Consider the following 20,339-nt stretch of genomic DNA (forward strand, 5'->3'; position numbering starts at 1 on the left):
CCACCCGTGGAGCACCCCATGCCCAGTGACACCCCTTCCCCCGAACCCGGTGCCGTCGTCGCCACGGCCCGCTCCGTGACCAAGACCTATCCCGGCGTCCGGGCCCTGGACGGCGCCGACTTCGACGTCCGCGCCGGAGAGGTCCGCGCGCTGCTGGGCCGCAACGGCGCCGGCAAGTCCACCCTCATCCGCGTGCTCTGCGGAGTCGAGACACCCGACGAGGGCACCGTCGAGATCGGCGGCGCCCCGCTGTCCGGCGGCGGTGTGCGCCGCGCCACCGAACTCGGCGTCGGCACCGTCCACCAGGAGCTCAGCCTGGTACCGCAGATGACGGCGGCCGAGAACCTCTACCTCGGCGCCTGGCCCACCACCGCCCGCGGCATCGACCATGCCGCCATGCGGTCCGGCGCCCGCGAGGCGTTCGCCGACATCGGCCTGAGCATCGACCCGGACACCCCGGTCGGCTCGCTCGCCCTGGCCCAGCAGCAGCTCGTCGAGATCGCGCGGGCGCTGCGCTCCCGGCCGCGGCTGCTCATCCTGGACGAGCCCACCAGCGCGCTGGCGGCCGGGGAGACCGACATCGTGCTGGCCGCGGTCACCCGGGTGGCCGAGCGGGGCGTCGGCGTCGTCTACGTCAGCCACCGCCTCGACGAGATCCGCCGGGTCGCCGACACCGTCACCGTCATGCGCGACGGCGCCGTCGTCGAGACGGCCCCGGTCCGCGGCACCACCACCGCCCGCATCGTGGCGCTGATGCTGGGCGGCGAAGGCGACCAGCCCCTCCAGCGCCCCGCGAGCGGGGTCGACCGCTCCCGCACCCCGCTGCTGTCGGTGCGCGATCTCGCCGTGCCGCCTAAGATCGACGGCGTTTCCTTCGACGTGTACCCCGGTGAGGTCCTCGGGCTCGCCGGCCTGCTCGGAGCGGGCCGCACCGAGATCCTGCGCGCCCTCGCGGGCTTCACCCCGGCCGAGGGCGGCGTCGCGGTCGAGGGGACCGCCGTCGCCCGGCGCACCCCGCGCGCCATGAAGCGCCTGGGCGTGGGCATCACCCCGGAGGACCGCAAGGGCGAAGGCGTCGTACCGCTGCTCGGCGTCGCCGAGAACATGGTGATGAGCCGGTTCGCGGGCGCGTCGAGCGCCGGAACGGTGCTGCCTTCGCGGGTTTCGGCCCTGGGACGCGATCTGGTCGACCGCTTCTCCATCAAGACCGCGCGCCCCGACACCCCCATCGTCAACCTCAGCGGCGGCAACCAGCAGAAAGCCGTCATCGGCCGATGGCTGCACGCCGGCAGCCGGATCCTGCTCCTCGACGAGCCCACCCGCGGCGTGGACGTCGAGGCCAAGGCCCAGATCTACCGGATCATCCGGGAGTTGGCCGACGAAGGAGCCGCCGTCGTCTTCGTCTCCAGCGAACTGGAGGAACTGCCCCTGGTCTGCGACCGCGTACTCACCCTGCGCGGCGGCCGGATCGACGGCGAGTTCACCGGAGACGACATCACCCTGGACACCATCATGGCCGCCGCGATGGCGGTCTGAGGCGAGGTAGCAATGACCACCATCACCCAAGCCCCCGCCGAAGCGGCCCCCGCCCGGCCCGGCCTCGCCGGCCGCTACGGCCGCCGACTCAACGAGATCGGCCTGCTCGCCGCCATCGTGCTGCTCTACATCGTGCTGGGCGCCTCCGCGAGCGGCTTCCTCAGCCTCGACAACCAGCTCGGCGTGCTGCGCAACGCCGCTACCATCGGCATCGCCGCCTGGGGCGTGACCCTGGTGATCGTCTCGGGCGACATCGACATCAGCATCGGCCCCGCGGTGGCGTTCGCGTCGGTCCTGGTCGCCAAGGGCGCCGCCGAGTGGAACCTCGGGGTCATGGGCGCCATCGCCCTCACCCTGGTACTGGGATTCGGCTGGGGAGCCCTGGCCGGCTGGCTGCGCGCCCGGTTCAACGTCCCCTCCTTCATCGCCACACTCGGACTGTGGAGCGTCCTGGGCGGCCTCGCGCTCTACATGACCGACGCGCTGCCCGTCCCGCTGCCCCAAAGCGCCGTCTTCGACGTGCTCGGCGGCTCGGTGCTCGGCATCCCGACCTCCGCGCTCGTCATGCTCGTCCTGTTCGGCGTGTTCGCCTACCTGGCCCGCTACACCGCCTACGGGCGCTCGGTCTACGCCATCGGCGGCAACGCCGCCGCAGCCCGCCTGGCCGGGCTGAACGTGACCCGGGTGCGGGTGCTGCTGTTCGCCACGACCGGCCTGCTCGCCGCGATCACCGGTGTGCTGCTCGCCGCCCGCCTGGGCTCGGGCAACGGCGGCGCGGCCGCCGGCCTGGAGTTCGACGTCATCGCCGCCGTGGTCATCGGCGGCACCGCCCTCGCCGGCGGCCGCGGATCCCTGCTGGGGACCTTCCTCGGGGTGGTGTTCATCAGCGTCATCGCCAACGGGCTCGTGCTGCTGGGCGTCAACCCCTTCTTCCAGGACGTCGTCCGCGGATTCATCATCGTGGCCGCCGTGCTGGTCAACGTCCTCATCAACCGGCGCACGGCGGAGAACCGCCTCACCTGAGCCGCCGAGCGAAGAAAGGCAACCGCGTGAACACGACCACCACCGCGCCGCGGCCGGCCACCATGCGCGGCGTCCGGCTGCCGGGCGACTCCACCGCGGCGCTCGACACCCTGCCCGTGCCCGAGCCCGGCCCGGGACAGGTCCTGCTGCGCGTGGGCGCGTCGGGCATCTGCGGCAGCGACATCGGGTTCATCTACCACGAGCACAAGACCCACCGCGGTATCGACGGCCCCGCCTACCGGGGCGTGGTCGCCGGGCACGAACCCTCGGGGACCGTCGTGCAGGCGGGGCCGGGATGCCGCCGGTTCGAAGCCGGCGACCGGGTGATCGTCTACCACATCGCCGGGTGCGGGCGCTGCGACAACTGCCGCCGCGGCTACATGATCAGTTGCACCGACGCCTCCCGCGCGGCTTACGGCTGGCAGCGCGACGGCGGCCACGCCGAATACCTGCTGGCCGACGAGTCCACCTGCGTCGAGCTGCCCGACGAGCTGTCGCACGTGGACGGCGCCCTCATCGCCTGCGGGTTCGGCACCGCCTACGAAGGGCTGCGGCGCATCGGCGTCAACGGCGACGGCGACCTGCTCGTCGTCGGACTCGGGCCCGTGGGCCTGGCGGCCGGGATGGTCGGGCGCGGTATGGGAGCCGCCCGCGTCATCGGGGTAGAGCCCTCGCAGCGGCGGCGCGAATGGGCGGCGGGGCTCGACGTCTTCGACACCGTCGCCGCACCCGAGGAGGCCGACGACGCGGTCGGCGCCGCCACCGGCGGCCGCGGCGCCGCAACCGCGATCGACTGCTCGGGATCGCGCCCGGGGCGCGCACTCGCACTCGAGCACGCCGCCGAGTGGGGCCGGGTGTCGCTCGTGGGCGAGGGCGGGGTGCTGGAGACCGAGGTCTCCGACACGCTCCTGCACAAGCAGTTGACGCTGCACGCCTCCTGGGTGACCTCGCTGCCGACCATGGCCGAGCTCGCCCGGAACCTGGTCCGCTGGGGCCTCGCCCCCGAGCGGGTCGTCTCCGACCGGTTCGACCTCGCCGACGCCGACGCCGCCTACCGCCTCGCCGCGGGCGAGAGCCGCGGCAAGGTCGTCCTGACCAGCGGGGATGGGCAGTGAGCGCGCCCGTGCGCGTCATGCGCGACGGGGACGGCCCCGACGAGCGGATCGTCCTCGACACCGGTGTGCTGCGCCTGACCGCCGCCCCGGGCCTGGGTGGGCGCGTGCTGTCGCTGCGCCTCGCGGGCCGGGAGTTCCTCTACCGCAACCCGCGGCTTTTGGACGCGGATCTGCAGGCGCGGCCGGGCGTCCGGCTGGGGCCGGTCGAGGGGCCCATGAGCGCGTGGAACAACGTCGGCGGCGACAAGACCTGGCCCGCGCCCCAAGGCTGGAACGGTCCCGGGGAGTGGGCGGGCCCGCCCGACCCGGTCCTCGATTCGGGCGCCTATGCGGCACGGGTCGACACAGCCCCCGAGGGCGCCGCCGTGCTCACCATGACCAGCGGCGAGGACCCGCGCACCGGGCTGTGGCTGCGCCGCCGGGTCAGCGTGGCGCCCGGCGCATCCGGCTACCGGATGGAACTCGAAGCGGTCAACACCTCCGATACCGTGCGCACCTGGGCGCTGTGGAACGTCACCCAGCTCGACGGAGAGGCTCCGGCGGACCGGACGGGCGGCGTCTACGTCGACGTCAGCGGCGACGGGCCGCACACCGTGCCATTGGTGGCCGGCGACGCCACCCCGAGCGTCGTCGAGCACGCTCCCGGTGTGCTGCGGGTGCCCGCCCAGGACGTGGTCGGCAAGGTCGGATTCCCCACGGCCGCGGGACGGATCAGCCACGTCTCCGGCGCGGGCACGCTCACCCAGACCTTCACCCCGGTCGACGGGCGCTACCCCGACGAGGGGTCGCGCGCCGAGGTGTGGCTGGAATGCCCGCTGGAGCGCCCGCTGGCGCACCTGGGCGGGCTGCGCCCCGTCGACCGGGTGGTCGAGTGCGAGGTGCTGGGGCCGCTCACCGACCTCGCCCCGGGGGCGGGCATGTCGCTGGCCGTCGGCGTCGAACTCGCCGCGCCGCACGCGTAACGGCCACCGCACCGGGCTTAGGCAACCTACGGAGGGACATGGCACACACACGACACGCCGGGACCACCGCCGTGGTCACCGGCGCGGCCCAGGGCATCGGCGAGGCCGCCGCCCGCCGCCTGGCCGCCGAGGGCGCCGCGGTGGTGATGACCGACCTGTCCGCGGAAGTGGACGAAGCGGCCGAGCGCGTCCGCGCGGGTGGCGGGCGCGCGGTGGCGGTGCGCGCCGACGCCGCCGACGAGGCGCAGTGGGCGGAGGTCGTCCGCACCGCCCGATCCGAGTTCGGCCCGGTCACCGCGCTGGTCTCCAACGCCTACACCGTCGAGATCGCGCCACTGCACGCGACCTCGGCGGCCTCGTGGGAGCACCAGCTGGCGGTCAACCTCACCGGCGCGTTCCTGGGCGTGCGGGCATGCCTGGCGGACCTTGCCGAACACGGCGGGGCGGTGGTGCTGGTCTCCTCGGTGCACGCCTGGTTCGGCCTGCCCGGGCGGCCCGCCTACGCCGCCACCAAGGGCGGACTCACCTCGCTGGCCCGGCAGCTGGCGGTGGAGTACGGGCCGCGGGTGCGCGTCAACTGCGTGCTGCCCGGCCCCGTCCTCACCGCGGCCTGGGAAGGCGTCGACGACGAGGACCGCCGCGACAGCGTCGCCCAGACCGCCGCCGGGCGCTTCGGGGAGCCCGACGAGGTCGCCTCCGCGGTGTCGTTCCTGGCGTCCGCCGAGGCGTCCTTCATCACCGGAGTGAGCCTGCCGGTCGATGGAGGGTGGAGTATCTACAAGGCATCGTCGTGAGGCCAAGGGGAGGACGGAACTGATGGCGGCCTACTCGGAACGCGGAGTCCACGGCCAGACCGTGCAACTGCTGGGCGAACGCGTGGTGTCCGGAAGGATCGCCGAGGGGGAGACGATCGACCTGGCCGCACTGAGCGGCGAGCTGGACCTGAGCCTCACCGCGATCCGGGAGGCGATCCGGGTTCTGGGGGCGAAGGGGCTGGTCGGATCCCGCCAGCGCAAGGGCACCTACGTGCGTCCGCGGTCGGACTGGAACCTGCTCGACCCCGATGTGGTCAAGTGGCAGGTCGCCGCGGGCGCGGGCGAGGCGTTCTTCCGCAACCTGGCCGAACTGCGGGGGGCACTGGAGCCGACCGCGGCCCGGCTGGCGGCGCTGCGCCGCACCGAGGACCACGTGGCCCAGCTGCGCGCTGCCGTGCGGGACATCGCCGAGACACACGACTCATCCCCGGAGGACGCCGCCGAAAGCGACTTGCGCTGGCATCGCGCGCTGCTGGCCGCCACCGGCAACGAGCTCTACACCCGCTCCGACATCTTCATCTCCGCGGGCCTGATCGAGCGCGACCGCCTGGTGCACTCCGGCACGCACAAGGACCCGGTACCCAGCCACACCGCTGTCACGGAGGCCGTCGCTGCGGGGGACCCGGCGGCGGCCGAAAGCGCGATGCGCTCGCTGCTGGAGCAGGCCGACGAGGACCTGCTGCGGGCCGCCGGCGACGACGCGCCCCACGACGGACTGGAGAGACCCGAATGAGGATCACCCGAATCGAGACGTTCCTGGTCGCGCCGCGCTGGCTGCTGTGCCGCGTGGACACCGACGAGGGCCTTGTCGGGTGGGGCGAACCCGTGGTGGAGGGCCGGGCCGAGACGGTTCGCGCCGCCGTGCACGAGATGGCCGACCTGCTCGTGGGCGAGGACCCGGCTCCGATCGAACACCACTGGCAGCGCCTGACCAAGGCCGCCTTCTACCGGGGCGGACCGATCCTCTCCAGTGCGGTGGCAGGGCTCGACCAGGCGCTGTGGGACATCGCCGGCAAGCGGCTGGGCATGCCGGTGCACCGGCTGCTGGGCGGGCCCGTCCGCGACCGCGTGCGTGTCTACGGCTGGGTCGGCGGCGACGATCCCGGGCGGCTGCGCGAAGCGGTGGCGGCCCGCGTGGAGTCCGGGCTGACCGCGGTGAAGATGAACGCGGCCGGGACGGTGAGCCGCTCGCCGACCGTCCGCGAGATCGACGGCGTAGTGGAACGCCTTGCCGAGGTCCGCTCGGTCCTGGGGGACGACCGCGACGTGGCCGTGGACTTCCACGGCCGGTTCACCGCCGCCGCGGCCCGGCGCGTCCTGCCGCTGCTGGAGCCGCTGCGGCCGATGTTCGCCGAGGAGCCGGTGCTGCCCGAGTTCGGGCACCTGCTCGACGGTGTGGTCGGCGCCGGCCCCGTGCCCATCGCCGTCGGCGAACGCCTCTACTCCCGCGGCGAGTTCCTCCCGGCGCTGCAAGCGGGTATCGCGGTGGCCCAGCCCGACCTGTCCCACGCCGGCGGCATCTCCGAGGTTCGGCGCATCGCCGCCCTCGCCGAGACCTACGACGCCCTGCTCGCACCGCACTGCCCCCTCGGCCCGGTCGCGCTGGCGGCGAGCCTCCAGGTCGCCTTCGCCACCCCCAACTTCCTCATCCAGGAGCAGAGCATCGGCATCCACTACAACACCGACGCCGAACTCCTCGACTACGTTCTGGACACGGGGGTCTTCGCCTTCCCCGACGGGCACATGCACCGCACCGACGCGCCGGGCCTGGGCGTGCGCATCGACGAGGACGCCGTGCGCGCCGCCGACCGCGCCGGCCACCGGTGGCGCCCTCCGGTGTGGAGCCACGCCGACGGATCGTTCGCCGAATGGTAGGAGGAGCAGCAATGGACACCCCGGCCCAGCGCTGGACGACCGAACGGTTCCAACTGGGGGAAGGGCTGCGGTGGACGCCGTCTGGCCTGGTCGGCGTCGACATCCTCACCGGCCGCCTGCTCGCCCTGGACACCGAGGCGCCGGTCCGCCCGGTGCGCATCCTGGCGCAGCTCGACGGCCCGCTGGGCGCCGTCGCCCCCGTCCGCGGCGCGGCGGGGAGGTTCATCGCCGCCACCGGCCCCGGAGTCGCGGTGCTCACCGTCGGCGCCGACCACGACCTGCAGGTCGAGTGGCTGGCGCGGCCCGAAGACGGCGCGCCCACGGCGATGCGCATGAACGACGGCTGCTGCGACCCAGCGGGCCGCTTCTGGGCCGGGTCGATGGCCTACGACGAGACCGAACACGCCGGCGCGCTGTACCGGGTCGATCCCGACCGCGGCGTCCACCGCGTACTGGAGGGCTACACCGTGCCCAACGGACCCGCGTTCTCGCCGGACGGAGGGCTCATGTACCTCGCCGACAGCGCCGACGGCCGCATCGACGCCTACACGGTGACCGCCGACGGCGACCTCGACGGCGGCCGGGTCTTCGCCCGCGTGTCCGAAGGCGGCCCCGACGGTATGCAGGTGGACGCGGCCGGCCACCTGTGGGCGGCCGTCTGGGGCGCTTCGCGCGTCCACCGCTACACTCCCGACGGGAGACTGGACCGGGTGATCGCCCTGCCCGCCGCGCAGCCCACCAGCGTGTGCGTGGTCGGCGCCGAGACGCCGCACCTGTTCGTCTCCTCCGCCGCAATCGGCCTGGAACCGGGCGGTGAGCACGACGGGGCGGTGTACCGCGCGGCCGTAGACGTCCCCGCGCCGCCCGCGGCCGCTTTCGGGGCGCCGTCGTGACCGGCCCGGTGGTGTGCGTCGGCGAGACCATGGCCCTGCTGGTCCCGACCACGGCGCGGCCGCTCGACTCCGCGCCGCACCTGGCCGTGACGGCGGCGGGCGCCGAGTCCAACGTCGCCTGCACCCTGGCCGGGCTCGGCCACCCGGCGGCTTGGGTCAGCGCGGTGGGAGAGGACCCCTTCGGCCGGGTGGTCGTCCGCAGCGTGGCCGAGCGCGGCGTGGACGTCTCGGGCGTCCGCGTCGACTCCGACCGCCCCACCGGCCTCTTCGCCAAGGACCCCGCACCGGCGGGCAGCACCGTCCACTACTACCGCGCCGGGTCGGCGGCCTCGGCTCTCGGCGTCGAGACGGTGCACGCGCCGCCGGTGCGCGACGCGGCGGTGGTGCACCTGTCCGGTGTCACCCCGGCGCTGTCGCCGGCCTGCGACGCGCTGTCCGAGCGGCTGCTCGCCGACCCCGACCTGACCGTGAGCTTCGACGTCAACCACCGCGCCCGCCTGTGGCGGCCGGGCCGGGCCGCCGAGCGGCTGCTGGAGCTGGCGCGGCTCGCCGACGTGGTGCTGGTCGGCCGCGACGAGGCCGAGGAGCTGTGGGGTACCGCCACCCCTTCCCGGATCCGAGCGCTGCTCCCGGACGTCCCGCAGCTGGTGGTCAAGGACGCCGAGCACGGCGCGACCGAGTTCCGCGCGGAGGAGACGACCCGCGTGCCCTCGCCGGCGGTCGGGGTGGTCGAACCGGTCGGCGCCGGCGACGCCTTCGCCGCGGGCTACCTGGCGGGCGGCCTGCGCGGATTGGACGCGGCGGGCCGCCTGCGCCTGGGCCATCTGTGCGCCGGGCGGGTCCTGCGCGTGACGGGCGATCTCGCCGACCCGCCGCGCGCGGGGGAGTGGGACGCCGCACTGGCGTGCCCGGACGAGGACTGGGGCGAGGCGGCAGCGGCGCTGCTGTCGGTGCGGTCCGGCGACGACGAGGAGGAGGAAGCGTGGACGACGGCGGAAAGGCGGCGATGAGCGGCGAGGCGCCGGGCGGGGGACCGGTCGGACCGACGGGGTCGGCGGGGTCGGCCGAGCGGGACGGGCTCGCCGCGCTCTTCGGGGATCGGCGGGTGATGGCCATCCTGCGCGGCATGCCGGCAGCGGACACGGTCGCCCTCGCGAGCCGGGCCTGGGATCTGGGGATCACCGCGGTCGAGGTGCCCGCCCGCGACGCCCAGGGCATGGAGGCGCTGCGGGCGACGGTGCGGGCGGGTGCCGAACGCGGACTCGCGGTGGGTGCGGGCACGGTCGTCACCGCCGAGCAGGTCCGCGCGGTCGCGGCCACAGGCGCCGCCTTCACCGTGGCGCCCGGATTCGACCCGGAGGTCATGGCCGCCTCGGAGGAGGCCGCCATGCCCCACCTGCCAGGTGTGGCCACACCCACCGAGGTTCAGGGGGTGCTGCGCGTCGGCGGACGCTGGGTGAAGGCGTTCCCGGCGTCGGTGCTCGGCCCGGAGTGGATCAGCGCGCTGCACGGACCGTTCCCCGATGTGCGCGTAGTGGCCACCGGAGGCGTCGACGGCCGCAACGCGCGGGACTTCCTGGCGGCGGGTGCACGCATGGTGGCGGTGGGATCCGCCCTAGCCGATCCCGACCAGGTTCCGCTCCTGGCCGAGCTGTGAGGCCCTGCCCGGAAGGCGAACCGAAGGCGTTCCGGGTCGGCTCAGGGGGCCGCTGCGACCGGCGCATTCGCCGATAGCCCAGCGCGAGACGATCGGGATCGGCTTGGAGTACAGGGACGGCGGCGGGCGTGGGCCCGCTGCAGGGCCGGCGACGACAGTCCGCGCAGCCAGGCGCAGGCGCACGTAGAGCGAAGAAAACCGGTGCCGTTCGTCCCCCAGGTGGGCGATGAGCCCTACCGGGACGAGGCCGCGGGAGGGTCCGAAGCGACCCCGTGAGAAAAGATGATCTCCCAGATGTCTCCCACGGCGGCTGACGCCTTCCGTGGACAGATCTGAGAGACCCATCCTGACCTGCAGTGATGCTGGTGGGCGATACAGGATTCGAACCTGTGACCTCTACCGTGTCAAGGTAGCGCTCTAACCAACTGAGCTAACCGCCCTGAAGTCGCACCAGGGTGTGTGCGACGGGGTGGAGGCGGAGACGGGAATCGAACCCGTGTACAGGGATTTGCAGTCCCTTGCCTAAGCCACTCGGCCACTCCGCCGCGAGCCGTGACCGAGGCGCTCCAGTGTCCCCTAACGGCTACTCCGAGCGGACGACGGGATTCGAACCCGCGACCCTCACCTTGGCAAGGTGATGCTCTACCAGCTGAGCCACGTCCGCGTGCCCCTGGGCGGGCCCAGGAGTACTGCTGTGCAGCGTGTGCACATCGAGCGGACGACGGGATTCGAACCCGCGACCCTCACCTTGGCAAGGTGATGCTCTACCAGCTGAGCCACGTCCGCGCGGAGGATGGTGTCCCGTTCGGGGCGGGGCGCCTCCTTCGCTGTGTCTAGGACTCTATCGGATAACCGCCGCGTGCACGAAATCGAATACGCGGGTACGTGGAGCGGATGCGCAGGCGGCGGCGCGGGTCAGCGTTCGACGTGGGCGGGGGAGGTGGGCATGTCGGGCCGGGGCGGGGCCGAGAGGTACTGGCCGACGCGCTCGATGACCTTGTTCATCTCGTAGGCGACCAGGCCCACGTCGCACTCGGTGTCGGAGAGCAGCGCCATGCACGCGCCCTCGCCCGCGGCGGCGACGAAGAGGAAGGCGTCGTCCATCTCGATGATGCTCTGCCGGATGCCGCCGGCGCTGAACTGCCTGCTGGCTCCGATCGCGAGGCTGTGCAGGCCGGAGGTGATGGCGGCCAGGTGCTCGGCGCTGGAGCGGTCCAGGCGGCTGGAGGTGGCCATGAGGAGACCGTCGGTGGACAGCACGATGGCGTGGCGGGTGCCCTTCGCGCGCGTGAGGAGGTCGTCGAGCAGCCAGCTCAACTCGCCTGGGGCGGTGCTCTGTGAGGTCATAGCTCTCTTGATCCGTCGTCGTCTCGGCCGGACCGCGTCGCCCCCCGGAGCAGGGGCACGCATGCGTCCGCGGAACCCCCGGGGCGGAGGGTCCTCATAAGCGTTGCCCAGATGATAGCCATTCGTAACCCACCCCGGTGGTTTGCTGCGGCGTGTCGGACGGGTGGCCACTTGGGGCGATAGGACGGTTATCGGTGCGGTTCGCTACGTTACCCGTGGTGGCCGGTGCGCATAGGGGGGCGGCCAAAGTTGGTCACAACCCTTGCGCCGCAGGGCTTCGCGCGCTTGTGGAGTCGGTCTCGCCGACGCGGCGCGGGCGCCACCGGACAGGCCGAGGTGGCAGGATCGGACCACGCGGTGCACGGCGGTGCGCGAGGGAGGAGTCGAGCATGCGGATCTGGATCGCAGGCGCAGGATTCGGCCGGGGCCGGGTCGTCGACGAGAGCGAGGCCGTTATCCCCGTCCTGGACCACGGCATCACCGTGGGAGACGGCGTATTCGAGACGGTCAAGGGTGTGGCCCAGGAGCCGTTCGCGCTCACCCGGCACCTGCACCGGCTGGCCCGCTCGGCTGCCGGGCTGGGCCTGCCTGCGCCCGACCTCGACCTCATCGCAGGCGGTGTGCGCGAGGCGCTCGACGCCAACCCCGGCATCGAGCTGGCGCGGGTGCGCATCACGGTGACCGCGGGCGCGGGCCCGCTGGGCTCGGAGCGTACGCCCCACGAGCTGACGTGCGTGGTGGCCGTGGGGCCGCTCACCCCCGCCGCGCCGACCGTCGACGTCGCCGTGGTGCCCTGGACGCGCAATGAGAACGGCGCACTGGCGGGACTGAAGACGACCTCCTACGCGGAGAACGTCCTCGCCCTCGACCACGCGCGGCGGCGCGGTGCCGGCGAGGCGGTCTTCGCCAATACCGCGGGCAACCTGTGCGAAGGCACGGGAAGCAACGTCTTCGTCGTCCTGGACGGTGACCTCGTCACTCCGCCGCTGTCGGCGGGCCCCCTGGCGGGCATCACCCGCGAGCTGGTCCTGGAATGGGCCGGGGGCACCGAGGCCGACATCGCCATGTCCGACCTCGAACGGGTTTCGGAGGCGTTCCTGACGTCCTCCGGCCGAGACGTGCAGCCGATCCGCGCCGTCGACGGCCGGGAGTTGCCCGCGGCGCCGGGGCCGGTGACCCGCAAGACCATGGACGTCTTCACCGAGCGCGGGGCCTCCGACATCGATCCCTGAGCCGAAGGGCACGCCTCCGGCCGCCGGGTGCCGGCCCCCGCGCGGTCGGAACCCCGCTGTCCCGGCTGCGGCCGCCTCCGCCGTCCCGAGGGCGCGGGGGCGGTTCCTCCCGCGGGGGCCGCGGTGGGTGCGCCCGTCGCACGGTCTGCCCGGATCGCCGGTGTTCGGCCGTTTGCCCCGTTTCGCCGGTCGTATAGGCGGGTAGGTCACAGGCGTTAGCTGCGGTTTTGCGCTAGCCGCGCCGAGACGTCCGAAACCCGCATCCGTTCGAAGTCGGTGCGGCCAAGTGCCGTAGAGCCCTATGCCTGCAGGTGGCGCTCGATCTCGGCGTCCAGGTCGACGTAGTCGCCCTCCTGGCCGGCCGGCACGATCTCGTAGGTGCGGTGCAGGAACTCCGCCAGCGGCGTCACCTCGGCGTCGAACTGCGCCTGCCCGAAGGGCGAGGACAGCGCGATGTTGATGGTGCGCTCGCCGTCCCCGGCCTCGGGCCAGACGCGGACGTCGCCGTCGCCTGCCGGACGCACGATGCCAACGGTCAGCAGTTCGCGCGCGAAGATCCACTCGACGGGCTCGTCCTCGCCGGTGTGGAAGGCGACCTTGATCGCGTACGGGTCGTCGGCCGTGTAGTCCAGCCGAGCGACCAGGGGGACCGCCGTGCGGTCGGGGACCACGAGCCGAAGGCCCAGCTCGGCGGTGGCAGTGGTGCCGCTACTGTTCATGTTCGCCAAACCTTTTCTCGTCCGGCCTCGCGTCAGGCGCGGATTCGTTGCCGTCTCGACCGCTCCAACGCGGCCGGGTGCGGGCTATGACGCACGACCGGCGGAGTTTCTCGCCGATCGGGGTGATTGGGGTCCGCTTGACGGTCCATGTACCGCCACTGGATCCTCCGTCACTGTAATGAGCTGCGGAAACCAGGAAATTCCCGATGATCTGTGCTGCGCATCACGAGGTCGGCGCGCGCGGCGCCGTCCGGCGGCGGTACGGACGGCCGCATGCCCGTCTCCGCCGGGCTTCTGCGGCTTTGCCCCATGTTGAACACCGCCATGGCTTCGCTTGATGAGACGTCGGTCACAGTCGTATCGGTCTCCTGGGGATGAGTGCACTATCCACCCCGTCGGATGCGCTAGAGTCTTTAAGTGTTCGCCCCGCAGCGAGCGGGGAGCCCCGGGCGATTAGCTCAGTTGGCTAGAGCGCGTCGTTCACACCGACGAGGTCACTGGTTCGAGTCCAGTATCGCCCACACACTACTGAGGTCGGCTCCGTTCACACGGGGTCGGCCTTATTCGTCCGGCCATCGGAGCCCTTCCGCGCACCGCCGCGCCTCCGCCCACGGCTTGGCCGTTCCGGTGTCTTCGCAGGTGAGGACGTGATCGCCGCGGTGGGCGAAGGTGATCCGCATCCGCCGCGGCGTGGCCGACGCCATAGTCCAGCGGCAGTGCCTCAAAGTCGAGAACCGGTTGTCCGATTCGCCGCGGGCCGGTGCCGTCGGCGCAGGGGACTCATCACACCGATCGGGCGTTCCGGCGTCCCATGCGGCGCCGCCGTGCTTTCTCCAGAGCGCGTTCCTTGGCGCGGTGCGCCCAGGCGCGTGCGAAGCGCAGCACCCCGCGCGCCCAGGCGAACTCGGTCGCCAGGATCGCGAGGCCGAGGATGATCCCCGCGGCTCCCGGGCCCGGTGTCACACACATGATCAGCCCGGCGAGCAGGATCACCAGGCCCACAGTGGCGACCACCGTGCGCCAGGTCCAACTCAGCACGGGATGGGAGTGCATACGCATCCGCCAGATTCGCAGCCGGACGCGGAACCGCCGCCAGCGCCGCGACGGGCGGTTGGCGGGGGGCGAGGGGGATGCCGCCGGGTCCGGGTGGCCAGCGCCGCTCATGGGGCTCGGTGACATGGACTCACACTATCCGCAGCATCAAGGGGAGGTAACGGATCCCGCCGTGGAAATCCACGATCGGATGATATGGGGGGCAGACACAGACGCAGACGCAGTCACCCTCGGATGCGGCCGGGCCGCTCCGGTGCCGTGCCGGGCCGCCGGACGCCTTGTGCGGCGCACCGCTCAGCCGGAGTGGGGGCACTCAGCCCGCCGCCGGGTCGGCGCCGACGGGCCGCAGTCCGTCGTCGGCCGGGTCGGTGCCGTAGATCCAGTCGGCGTTGGCCTCCTCCGCGTCGGCCACCACGCGCAGCCACGCCTCGGGCGAGCGTTCGCCGCCGGCCCGCAGCGCGTCCAGGATCTCGCGGGTGATGGCGTGCAACCGGTCGGTGCGCCGCTTGCGGGCCGCGGCGTAGCGCTCCAGCGCGGGCCCCGCCGTCAGCGAGTCCGCGCCCCGCAGGCAGGAGGCCAGGGCCACGGCGTCCTCGAGGGCCTGGTTGGTCGACTGCGCGAAGAAGGGGAGCGTGGGGTGGGCGGCGTCGCCCATCAGCGCGATCCGGCCGCGCTGCCACACGGGGATGGGCGCGTGGTCGTGGACGTCGCGCACACCTACCCACTCGGCCGCCGAGATCAGCCCCAGCGCCGACGGGCTCCACCCGCCGAACGCGGCGGCGAGGTCGCCGATGCGCCGCTGAGCGGTCCAGGAGCCGGGATCGCGCGCCCCCGAGGGCACCGCCGCGGTGAAACTCACCTGATCGCCTCCCGCGACCGGGTAGCAGGAGATGTAGCGGTCGCCCCCGGCCCATACGTTCACCCGGGCCCGCGCGCACACCTCGGGGACGCGCTCGGCCGGGGCCAGGCCGCGGTAGATCAGCCGCCGGGCCGGGCGGTAGCGGTCGGTGTTGAGCAGGCTGCGCATCAGCGAGTTGGCGCCGTCGGCGCCGATGGCCAGGTCGCCGTGGGTTCGGCGGCCGTCGGCGCAGCGCAGCGCGACACCGTCGCTGCTCTCCAGCAGGTCGGTGACATAGCGGCCGGTCTGTACCGTGCCGGCGGGCAGCGCCTCGCGCAGCGCCCGGTGCAAATCGGAGCGCAGCAGGGTCAGCGTGGGGGCGCCGTAGCGGTCGGCCTGGTCCTCGCCCAGCGGAGAGCGGTCCAGCAGGTGGTCGTCGTGCCAGCGCAGGACGTCGCGCGAGAGCGGGAGCACCGCCGTGCGATCCAGCGCCGGCCCCAATCCCAGGCGCCGCAGCGGCCGCAGGGAATTGGGGGTCAGCTCCACTCCGGCTCCGACGGGGGAGGGGTCGTGGGCCTGCTCCAGCACGGTCACCCGGGCGTCGTCGCGGGTAAGCGCGGCCGCCAGCGCAAGACCGGCGATTCCCGCCCCCACTACCACAACTCGCACGCGATCCCCCGAGCCTGCTCGGTTCCGGCTGTCTTGCCCCGACGGGGTTATGCCCGTCCGGATGCCGCTCGGCACCCAAAGGATCCTAAACGATCCGAGTTGATCCGAACATGGTGCGACCTTGGTCCGCTCCGATCCCGCGCGGTCGCCCGCCGTGCGCGAGAACGGCACAGACCGGGCGTATCGCCCTGGATGCGTCGATCGGGTTCACGTCCGATCGGCGCGCCGCCTCCGCCGGCCGACCGTGCCGCAGAGCGCCCGGGCCTGTGGAATTCCTGGTGTTGGGATCCGGCGGAGCCGATAGCATCGAAACGAAGCGGCGCGGTCCGCTCCGCGGCCCCGCGTCACAGGATCCGCCCCGCGTGCCAACGCCGACCAACCGCTGAGGAGTCACTGTGTCCGTCGTGCCTGAGCTGCGTATCACCCTCGCCGGAACCGAGCGTGCGGTGGCGGCCCACACGACGGCCGGCCAGGCGCTTCAGGCCGACGGCCGCACCGTGATCGCCGCCCGGGTCAACGGCGAGCTGCGCGACCTCGCCCACGAGCTCGCAGAGGGAGACGCCGTCGAACCGGTCGCCGTCGAGTCCGGCGACGGCCGCGCCATCCTGCGCCACTCCACCGCTCACGTGATGGCCCAGGCGGTCCAGGAGCTCTTCCCCGAGGCCAAACTGGGCATCGGCCCGCCCGTCGAGAACGGCTTCTACTACGACTTCGACGTCGCCGAACCCTTCACCCCCGACGACCTCAAGCGCATCGAGAAGCGCATGCAGGAGATCGTCAAGCAGGGCCAGCGCTTCGAGCGCCGCCCGGTCTCCGACGAGGAGGCCCGCGCCGAACTCTCCACCGAGCCCTACAAGCTGGAGCTGATCGGCCTCAAGGGCGACGTGGGCGAAGGCGACGCCACCGACGGCGCCGGCGTGGAGGTCGGCGCGGGCGGGCTCACCGTCTACGACAACATCCACCCCAAGACCGGCGAACTCTGCTGGAAGGACCTCTGCCGCGGTCCGCACCTGCCCACCACCAAGGCGATTCCGGCGTTCAAGCTGATGCGCCCGGCGGCCGCCTACTGGCGCGGCAGCGAGGTCAACCCGCAGCTGCAGCGCATCTACGGCACCGCATGGGAGACCCGCGAGGCGCTGAAGGAGTACCTCGCCTTCCTGGAGGAGGCGGAGAAGCGCGACCACCGCAAGCTGGGCGCCGAGCTCGACCTGTTCTCCTTCCCCGAGGAGCTCGGCGCGGGCCTGCCGGTGTTCCACCCCAAGGGCGGCGTCGTCCGCAAGGAGATGGAGCAGTACTCGCGCCGGCGCCACGAGGAGGCCGGCTACGAGTTCGTGAACACCCCGCACATCTCCAAGGCCCAGCTGTTCGAGACCTCGGGGCACCTGCCGAACTACAGCGAGGGCATGTTCCCCCCCATGGAGTTCGAGGGGCAGGACTACTACCTCAAGGCCATGAACTGCCCCATGCACAACCTGATCTTCCGCTCGCGCGGACGGTCCTACCGCGAACTTCCGCTGCGGCTGTTCGAGTTCGGCACCGTCTACCGCTACGAGAAGTCCGGCGTCGTGCACGGCCTCACCCGCGCCCGCGGCTTCACCCAGGACGACTCGCACATCTACTGCTCCCGCGAGCAGGCGCTGGACGAACTGGACAGCCTGCTGACCTTCGTGCTCCAGTTGCTGCGCGACTACGGGCTCAGCGATTTCTACCTGGAGCTGTCCACCCGCGGCGAGTCGCCGAAGTTCATCGGCGAGGCCGAGGAGTGGGAGGAGGCCACCGAGCTGCTGCGCCAGGCCGCGCAGAAGCAGGGCCTGGAACTGGTCATGGACGCCGGGGGCGCGGCCTACTACGGCCCCAAGGTCTCGGTGCAGGCCGAGGACGCCATCGGCCGCACCTGGCAGATGTCCACCCTGCAGGTCGACCTCCAGCAGCCCAAGCGCTTCGAGCTGGAATACACCGCCGCCGACGGCTCGCGGCAGCGCCCGGTCATGATCCACCGCGCGCTCTTCGGATCCATCGAGCGGTTCTTCGGGGTATTGCTGGAGCACTACGCCGGTGCGTTCCCGGCGTGGCTCGCGCCGGTGCAGGCCGTCGGCATCCCGATCGCCGACGAGCACGCCCCCTACCTGCAGGGCTTCGCCGATCGGCTGCGCACCCAGGGCATCCGGGTCGAGGTCGACACCGGCGACGACCGGATGCAGAAGAAGATCCGCAACGCCCAGAAGCAGAAGGTCCCCTTCATGCTGCTCGCGGGTGACGACGACGTCGCCAAGCAGGCCGTGTCCTTCCGCTACCGCGACGGTTCGCAGAACAACGGGGTACCGCTGGAGGAGGCCGCCGACGAGATCCTCCGGGCGGTACGCGAACGCCGCTGAGCCCGCCTTGGGGCGGCCGGCGGCTCAGAAGCGGGCCGCCGCCCCCACCGCGGCCCGCGTCTCGCGGCACGTCTGCAGAATCTCCGCGGTCACCGGGCCCGGGTTGTCGGCCATGGGGATGTGTCCGCAGCCCAGCAGCGCGACGTGGCGCGCGTGCGGAATGCGGCGCAGCGCCCGACGTGCTCCGGCCGGGGGAAGCAGGCGGTCCCGGTCGCCCCAGGCGATGGTCACCGGGCAGTCGACCGTACCGGTGAACGTGTAGTCGGCCACGTGCGGCGCCATCCGCAGGAAGGCGGACCCCGGCGACAGCACGGCGGGATCGAACGCGATCCGCTCCGCAGCGGTGGAGCCGGGATCGCCGCGCAGCATCCGCCGCGCGAGGAGCCGGGCGGGCGGTGTCTCGACGGCGGCCCGGGTGACCCCGGAGGGCACCCGCGCCACCCAGCGGGCGCCGCGCGCCAGCATCCGCGCGCCGGCGCTGTGCGGCGCGGTGCCGAAGCCGATGGGGGAGAGCGCCGTCACCGACGCCGCCTGGCCGCGGGCCGCCATCTCCAGCGCGACCGCCCCGCCCAGGGAGTTGCCCACCAGGTGCGGCCGGGAGAAGCCGAGTTCGGCGCACAGCCGCAGCACCGCCTCGACCAGGAAGCGCACGTCGTAGGTGGCCTCCGCGTCCGGTGCCGGTGAATCACCGAAACCGGGCAGGTCGGGCGCGACGACATCGTGGTGCGCCGCGAGATCGGCGGCCACCGGAAGCCAGGCGCGCCGGTGGTGGCCCAAGCCGTGCAGCAGCACGACAGGACTGCCGGCCCCCCAGCGGTCGTAGACGATTCGCGACATCTCCATGAACGTCCGGTATACCCGATCCAAGCGACGAGTATGGGGAGTCGGCGGGTGTGAATCGTCGGGGACCGTGAGCCGCACCGTGGGAGGCGACCGCCGCAACCACCCCCGGCGATTCCGGCCGGTGCCCGGGAGGTGCCTGAGGCTACCGGCCGTTTCCCCGCCCGTGCTCCCGAAACGGCCGGCCCCGGCCGTGTGCCCCGCAGGGCCCGGCCGCCGAGCGGAGGCGCCTCAGGCGGGCAGCCCCAGTTCCCGGGCGATGAGCATGCGCTGGATCTCCGAGGTGCCCTCCCCGATCTCCAGGATCTTGGCGTCGCGGTAGAACCGGCCCACCGGAGACTCGTTCATGAACCCGTAGCCGCCGAAGATCTGCGTGGCGTCGCGCGCGTTGTCCATCGCCGCGTTGGAGGCGACCAGCTTCGCGATCGCCGCCTGCTTCTTGAAGGGCTCCCCGGCCAGCATGCGCGAGGCGGCGTCGTAGTAGGCCAGGCGCGCGGTGTGGGCGCGCATCTCCATGTCGGCGACGGTGAACTGGATCGCCTGGTAGTCGCCGATGGGGTGCCCGAACGCCTCGCGCTCGCCCGCGTAGCGCAGGCTCTCGTCGACGCACCCCTGCGCCAGGCCGACCGACAGCGCCGCGATGGCGATGCGCCCCTCGTCCAGAATCCGCAGGAACTGGGCGTAGCCGCGGCCCCGCTCGCCCACCAGGTTGGCCTCGGGCACCCGGCAGCCGTCGAAGACCAGCTCGTTGGTGTCCGAGGCGCACCAGCCGACCTTGGAGTAGTGCTGGCCCACCGACATGCCCGGCGTGCCCGCCGGGACCAGGATCGCCGAGATCTCCGGGCGGCCGTCGCCTCGGCGCCCGGTGACCGCCGTGACGGTGACCAGTGCCGTGATGTCGGTGCCGGAGTTGGTGATGAACGCCTTGGTGCCGTCGAGGACCCACTCGCCGTCCTCCAGCCGGCCGGTGGTGCGGGTGGCGCTCGCGTCGGAGCCCCCGCCGGGCTCGGTCAGCCCGAACGCGCCCAGCGCCTCGCCCGAGCACAGGCGCGGCAGCCAGGTGCTGCGCTGCTCGTCGGTGCCGAAGCGGAAGATCGGCATCGCGCCGAGCGACACACCCGCCTCCAGCGTGATCGCCACGGAGGAGTCGGCGCGCGCCAGCTCCTCCAGAGCCAGGCACAGCGCGAAGTAGTCGCCGCCCATGCCGCCGTGCTCTTCGGGGAAGGGCAGGCCGAACAGGCCCATGCGGCCCATCTTGGCGACGATGTCGTAGGGGAAGGCGCCGCGGTCGTAGTAGTCGCCGATGACCGGGGCGACCTCGGTGCGGGCGAACTCCTCGACGGTGCGGCGCAGCTCCTCGTGCTCCTCGGACAGTCCGTGGGCCATGGCG

At 72.8% G+C, this 20,339-nt stretch carries 19 protein-coding genes and 5 tRNA genes; 13 read left to right on the forward strand and 11 right to left on the reverse strand.

Annotated features, from left to right (window positions below):
- Positions 1–18: 18 nt before the first annotated feature.
- The 10 genes from EKD16_RS09150 to EKD16_RS09195 all read left to right on the forward strand — a co-directional run bounded on the left by EKD16_RS09150 (position 19) and on the right by EKD16_RS09195 (position 9,876).
- The gene (locus EKD16_RS09150; protein ID WP_131097994.1) at positions 19–1,536 is read left to right on the forward strand and encodes a sugar ABC transporter ATP-binding protein; all 1,518 of its coding nucleotides are present in this window, start codon (positions 19–21) and stop codon (positions 1,534–1,536) included.
- 12 nt (positions 1,537–1,548) lie between these two features.
- Positions 1,549–2,559, forward strand: a complete 1,011-nt coding sequence (locus EKD16_RS09155; RefSeq protein WP_131097995.1) for an ABC transporter permease — start codon at positions 1,549–1,551, stop codon at positions 2,557–2,559.
- 26 nt (positions 2,560–2,585) lie between these two features.
- Positions 2,586–3,674 (forward strand): zinc-dependent alcohol dehydrogenase family protein, encoded by a 1,089-nt coding sequence (locus tag EKD16_RS09160; protein WP_131097996.1) that lies wholly within the window; start codon positions 2,586–2,588, stop codon positions 3,672–3,674.
- Complete coding sequence (locus tag EKD16_RS09165; RefSeq protein WP_131097997.1) at positions 3,671–4,636, forward strand: DUF4380 domain-containing protein; 966 nt, start codon at positions 3,671–3,673, stop codon at positions 4,634–4,636. The genes EKD16_RS09160 and EKD16_RS09165 overlap by 4 nt, the downstream gene beginning before the upstream one ends.
- Before the next feature lie 38 nt (positions 4,637–4,674).
- A complete protein-coding gene (locus EKD16_RS09170; protein WP_131097998.1) occupies positions 4,675–5,430 on the forward strand; it encodes an SDR family NAD(P)-dependent oxidoreductase in 756 nt (251 codons plus the stop codon).
- A 22-nt stretch (positions 5,431–5,452) separates the two neighbouring features.
- Positions 5,453–6,184, forward strand: a complete 732-nt coding sequence (locus tag EKD16_RS09175) for a FadR/GntR family transcriptional regulator (RefSeq protein ID WP_131097999.1) — start codon at positions 5,453–5,455, stop codon at positions 6,182–6,184.
- The gene (gene dgoD / locus EKD16_RS09180) at positions 6,181–7,326 is read left to right on the forward strand and encodes a galactonate dehydratase (protein WP_131098000.1); all 1,146 of its coding nucleotides are present in this window, start codon (positions 6,181–6,183) and stop codon (positions 7,324–7,326) included. Before EKD16_RS09175 ends, dgoD begins: the two co-directional genes overlap by 4 nt.
- 11 nt (positions 7,327–7,337) lie before the next feature.
- Positions 7,338–8,219: an SMP-30/gluconolactonase/LRE family protein gene (locus tag EKD16_RS09185; protein WP_131098001.1), complete on the forward strand. Its 882-nt coding sequence runs from the start codon at positions 7,338–7,340 to the stop codon at positions 8,217–8,219.
- Positions 8,216–9,229, forward strand: a complete 1,014-nt coding sequence (locus EKD16_RS09190; RefSeq protein ID WP_131098002.1) for a sugar kinase — start codon at positions 8,216–8,218, stop codon at positions 9,227–9,229. The genes EKD16_RS09185 and EKD16_RS09190 overlap by 4 nt, the downstream gene beginning before the upstream one ends.
- A gap of 98 nt (positions 9,230–9,327) precedes the next feature.
- Positions 9,328–9,876, forward strand: coding sequence for a bifunctional 4-hydroxy-2-oxoglutarate aldolase/2-dehydro-3-deoxy-phosphogluconate aldolase (locus EKD16_RS09195; protein WP_341351890.1), 549 nt, complete (start codon positions 9,328–9,330; stop codon positions 9,874–9,876).
- Between the two features lie 363 nt (positions 9,877–10,239).
- On the opposite strand, the gene EKD16_RS09200 is transcribed toward EKD16_RS09195, so the two are convergent.
- From EKD16_RS09200 to EKD16_RS09220, 5 genes are all read right to left on the reverse strand, one after another.
- A tRNA-Val gene (locus tag EKD16_RS09200) sits at positions 10,240–10,316 on the reverse strand.
- Between the two features lie 30 nt (positions 10,317–10,346).
- A tRNA-Cys gene (locus EKD16_RS09205) sits at positions 10,347–10,421 on the reverse strand.
- A gap of 46 nt (positions 10,422–10,467) precedes the next feature.
- A tRNA-Gly gene (locus tag EKD16_RS09210) sits at positions 10,468–10,540 on the reverse strand.
- A gap of 49 nt (positions 10,541–10,589) precedes the next feature.
- Positions 10,590–10,662 (reverse strand) — tRNA-Gly (locus EKD16_RS09215).
- Positions 10,663–10,791: 129 nt separating this feature from the next.
- Positions 10,792–11,223, reverse strand: a complete 432-nt coding sequence (locus tag EKD16_RS09220) for a roadblock/LC7 domain-containing protein (RefSeq protein WP_131098003.1) — start codon at positions 11,221–11,223, stop codon at positions 10,792–10,794.
- A gap of 389 nt (positions 11,224–11,612) precedes the next feature.
- Between EKD16_RS09220 and EKD16_RS09225 the strand changes: the two genes are divergently transcribed.
- Positions 11,613–12,455 carry an aminotransferase class IV gene (locus EKD16_RS09225; protein WP_131098004.1) on the forward strand — a complete coding sequence of 281 codons (843 nt, stop codon included), beginning with the start codon at positions 11,613–11,615 and terminating at the stop codon, positions 12,453–12,455.
- Positions 12,456–12,754: 299 nt separating this feature from the next.
- On the opposite strand, the gene EKD16_RS09230 is transcribed toward EKD16_RS09225, so the two are convergent.
- Both EKD16_RS09230 and EKD16_RS09235 read right to left on the reverse strand, forming a co-directional pair.
- Positions 12,755–13,174 (reverse strand): SsgA family sporulation/cell division regulator, encoded by a 420-nt coding sequence (locus EKD16_RS09230; protein WP_131098005.1) that lies wholly within the window; start codon positions 13,172–13,174, stop codon positions 12,755–12,757.
- A gap of 170 nt (positions 13,175–13,344) precedes the next feature.
- Positions 13,345–13,527 (reverse strand): hypothetical protein, encoded by a 183-nt coding sequence (locus EKD16_RS09235; protein ID WP_131098006.1) that lies wholly within the window; start codon positions 13,525–13,527, stop codon positions 13,345–13,347.
- Positions 13,528–13,621: 94 nt separating this feature from the next.
- Between EKD16_RS09235 and EKD16_RS09240 the strand changes: the two genes are divergently transcribed.
- Positions 13,622–13,695: transfer RNA gene (locus EKD16_RS09240), tRNA-Val, on the forward strand.
- A 262-nt stretch (positions 13,696–13,957) separates the two neighbouring features.
- Here EKD16_RS09240 and EKD16_RS09245 read toward each other — a convergent pair.
- Positions 13,958–14,227, reverse strand: coding sequence for a PGPGW domain-containing protein (locus tag EKD16_RS09245; RefSeq protein WP_131098007.1), 270 nt, complete (start codon positions 14,225–14,227; stop codon positions 13,958–13,960).
- A gap of 313 nt (positions 14,228–14,540) precedes the next feature.
- Entirely contained in the window at positions 14,541–15,734 is a 1,194-nt protein-coding gene (locus EKD16_RS09250) for an FAD-dependent oxidoreductase (RefSeq protein WP_131098008.1), read from the reverse strand.
- Positions 15,735–16,129: 395 nt separating this feature from the next.
- Between EKD16_RS09250 and thrS the strand changes: the two genes are divergently transcribed.
- Positions 16,130–18,109: a threonine--tRNA ligase gene (thrS, locus tag EKD16_RS09255; RefSeq protein ID WP_131098009.1), complete on the forward strand. Its 1,980-nt coding sequence runs from the start codon at positions 16,130–16,132 to the stop codon at positions 18,107–18,109.
- A gap of 24 nt (positions 18,110–18,133) precedes the next feature.
- On the opposite strand, the gene EKD16_RS09260 is transcribed toward thrS, so the two are convergent.
- Together EKD16_RS09260 and EKD16_RS09265 are read right to left on the reverse strand one after the other, a co-directional pair.
- Positions 18,134–18,952 carry an alpha/beta fold hydrolase gene (locus EKD16_RS09260; RefSeq protein ID WP_131098010.1) on the reverse strand — a complete coding sequence of 273 codons (819 nt, stop codon included), beginning with the start codon at positions 18,950–18,952 and terminating at the stop codon, positions 18,134–18,136.
- A gap of 228 nt (positions 18,953–19,180) precedes the next feature.
- Positions 19,181–20,335: an acyl-CoA dehydrogenase family protein gene (locus tag EKD16_RS09265; protein WP_131098011.1), complete on the reverse strand. Its 1,155-nt coding sequence runs from the start codon at positions 20,333–20,335 to the stop codon at positions 19,181–19,183.
- Between the last annotated feature and the right edge of the window lie 4 nt (positions 20,336–20,339).

This window comes from Streptomonospora litoralis (assembly GCF_004323735.1).
In the GTDB taxonomy this organism is placed as follows: Bacteria; Actinomycetota; Actinomycetes; order Streptosporangiales; family Streptosporangiaceae; genus Streptomonospora; species Streptomonospora litoralis.

Coding starts and splice junctions, on each gene's coding strand:
- EKD16_RS09150 (WP_131097994.1), top strand. CDS start 19: ATGCCCAGTGACACCCCTTCCCCCGAACCCGGTGCCGTCGTCGCCACG.
- EKD16_RS09155 (WP_131097995.1), top strand. CDS start 1,549: ATGACCACCATCACCCAAGCCCCCGCCGAAGCGGCCCCCGCCCGGCCC.
- EKD16_RS09170 (WP_131097998.1), top strand. CDS start 4,675: ATGGCACACACACGACACGCCGGGACCACCGCCGTGGTCACCGGCGCG.
- EKD16_RS09175 (WP_131097999.1), top strand. CDS start 5,453: ATGGCGGCCTACTCGGAACGCGGAGTCCACGGCCAGACCGTGCAACTG.
- dgoD (WP_131098000.1), top strand. CDS start 6,181: ATGAGGATCACCCGAATCGAGACGTTCCTGGTCGCGCCGCGCTGGCTG.
- EKD16_RS09185 (WP_131098001.1), top strand. CDS start 7,338: ATGGACACCCCGGCCCAGCGCTGGACGACCGAACGGTTCCAACTGGGG.
- EKD16_RS09195 (WP_341351890.1), top strand. CDS start 9,328: ATGGCCATCCTGCGCGGCATGCCGGCAGCGGACACGGTCGCCCTCGCG.
- EKD16_RS09220 (WP_131098003.1), bottom strand. CDS start 11,223: ATGACCTCACAGAGCACCGCCCCAGGCGAGTTGAGCTGGCTGCTCGAC.
- EKD16_RS09225 (WP_131098004.1), top strand. CDS start 11,613: ATGCGGATCTGGATCGCAGGCGCAGGATTCGGCCGGGGCCGGGTCGTC.
- EKD16_RS09230 (WP_131098005.1), bottom strand. CDS start 13,174: ATGAACAGTAGCGGCACCACTGCCACCGCCGAGCTGGGCCTTCGGCTC.
- EKD16_RS09245 (WP_131098007.1), bottom strand. CDS start 14,227: ATGCACTCCCATCCCGTGCTGAGTTGGACCTGGCGCACGGTGGTCGCC.
- EKD16_RS09260 (WP_131098010.1), bottom strand. CDS start 18,952: ATGGAGATGTCGCGAATCGTCTACGACCGCTGGGGGGCCGGCAGTCCT.
- EKD16_RS09265 (WP_131098011.1), bottom strand. CDS start 20,335: ATGGCCCACGGACTGTCCGAGGAGCACGAGGAGCTGCGCCGCACCGTC.